Below are 1,591 nucleotides of genomic sequence, written 5' to 3'. Positions count from 1 at the left end.
AATCCCCAATGCCGTAACACGTTACGATCAATTAAGAAGTAATAATTTTTTACGGCAGTGCCAGGAGTCTTTTTATGTTCATTAATGAATTGTCACCTATATTCAGAGAATTTACTCAGCATCCAGTCTCATTTGTGGGTGGGTTCTTCTCTGGTGTGCTTCGGCTCAATCTTGCAGACGATCCCGTTAAAAGCTGGCTGGATAAACAGATCCGCTCAAATAGTTACACCAGCAACACAACGGATGCACATAACGGCAAAGCCACTGGCCCTCAACAGATTTCTATTGACTAAAAACTTCAACCATACATAGTTAAATTTACTACAAAACAGGAGTCAGTGCTGCCGACGCAGCACTGACTCCTAATTTATACAATAATTATTTTATTTTTTGGAAGTCATTTACCGAAGAAAGGCAATTTTTGAGAAAATTGAGGTAAATCAATGGTTTCTGCTTTTTTCCTAATGCACTACTTTAGCCTTGCCACGCCACTAGAAGTCACTAAAGCATCTGTCTTAACATGAGTTGGGCAAACAACCCTGGTTGATTTGCCAAATCAGTAAAACTACCTTGCTGTACTACCTTGCCAGCTTGGAGTACGTAAATTCGGTCAGCATTTTGGATGGTACTGAGACGATGAGCGATCGCAATTCTCGTCACTTTTAACTGCTCCGCTTCTGTTGCCAAGGAGCGTAGAGTTGATAACAAGTATCAGATATTGGTAACAGTGCCACTGGTAGGTTTTCCTGAAGCGTAAATGCCAACATTGGCCCGCAATCCTTTTGCCACCAGTTATCCCGCAACTGAATCCGCCGCACTCGAATATGCGAAGCACGGGCGATCGCTTCTACAGGATCTTGCACTCGTTTCACGTCTTCTGACGCTGCTGGGGGACGAATCTCAACTCCTAATGCTCGTCCGACTGCACCAGCAGCAACTAGCAAGGCTCGATCTGGGTGAGTTGCATCGACACTATTACTGAATTCTGAGCTACTACTTAACCTGTTTAACTTTGGCTGTGGCAATACAGATGCTAGTTCTGCCAAAGTCTCTTGCATCAATTGCTTTTCAAGACTTTCCCTAGCTTCAAATCTGAGTAATTCTGCATCCATCTCTTGACGTTGCAGCAGTTCAATGCAGTTTAGGAAATAAGTTTGTAGTTGAGACAAACCGCCTAACAAGGAATCTACATCTGAAATTTCTAAAGTGCTAACAGTTTTCAACTCAACTGTGTCACTTGCCTCTAGCCACATATTTGGATGTAGAGGTAATATCCCAGAGACAGGAGTTAACAGCAGATCCCCAAACCCCATCCATTTAGTACACCCTTGGAGGATTTGCACCCATGATACATGACCCGGCGGTTGGAATATTTGATTTTTAGCTAAGGAATAGTATTGAATTCCTTGGGGTAATAGTGGTGTCGTTGGCGTCGTGATACCAGCAATTACTGAACCTAATTGAGGTTGAGTCGATGAGGGATATTATTCCCTGCACCTCTCAGTTAAATCTGGGCGTGCGACTTTCACCGCACCCAGCTTCCGATGTTCTCAGCTTGCGCTTTTGCTCATGTGTTTGTAATCGTGGCAAC

3 protein-coding genes are annotated in these 1,591 nt (G+C 43.6%); 1 reads left to right on the top strand and 2 read right to left on the bottom strand.

Going from position 1 to position 1,591, the window contains the following annotated elements; genetic code table 11:
- Positions 1 to 74: 74 nt before the first annotated feature.
- Positions 75 to 293, top strand: a complete 219-nt coding sequence (locus CDG76_RS35645) for a hypothetical protein (RefSeq protein WP_069072094.1) — start codon at positions 75 to 77, stop codon at positions 291 to 293.
- Between the two features lie 208 nt (positions 294 to 501).
- Here CDG76_RS35645 and CDG76_RS36845 read toward each other — a convergent pair whose 3' ends face one another.
- Both CDG76_RS36845 and CDG76_RS35640 read right to left on the bottom strand, forming a co-directional pair.
- A complete protein-coding gene (locus tag CDG76_RS36845) occupies positions 502 to 687 on the bottom strand; it encodes a hypothetical protein (RefSeq protein ID WP_143854228.1) in 186 nt (61 codons plus the stop codon).
- The gene (locus CDG76_RS35640) at positions 663 to 1,313 is read right to left on the bottom strand and encodes a hypothetical protein (protein WP_190241094.1); all 651 of its coding nucleotides are present in this window, start codon (positions 1,311 to 1,313) and stop codon (positions 663 to 665) included. Before CDG76_RS35640 ends, CDG76_RS36845 begins: the two co-directional genes overlap by 25 nt.
- Positions 1,314 to 1,591 lie beyond the last annotated feature (278 nt).

The organism is Nostoc sp. 'Peltigera membranacea cyanobiont' 210A, from assembly GCF_002246015.1.
Classification (GTDB): domain Bacteria; phylum Cyanobacteriota; class Cyanobacteriia; order Cyanobacteriales; family Nostocaceae; genus Nostoc.
Note: the sequence above shows the minus strand (reverse complement) of the source record. Positions and strands in the feature narration are given on the sequence as shown.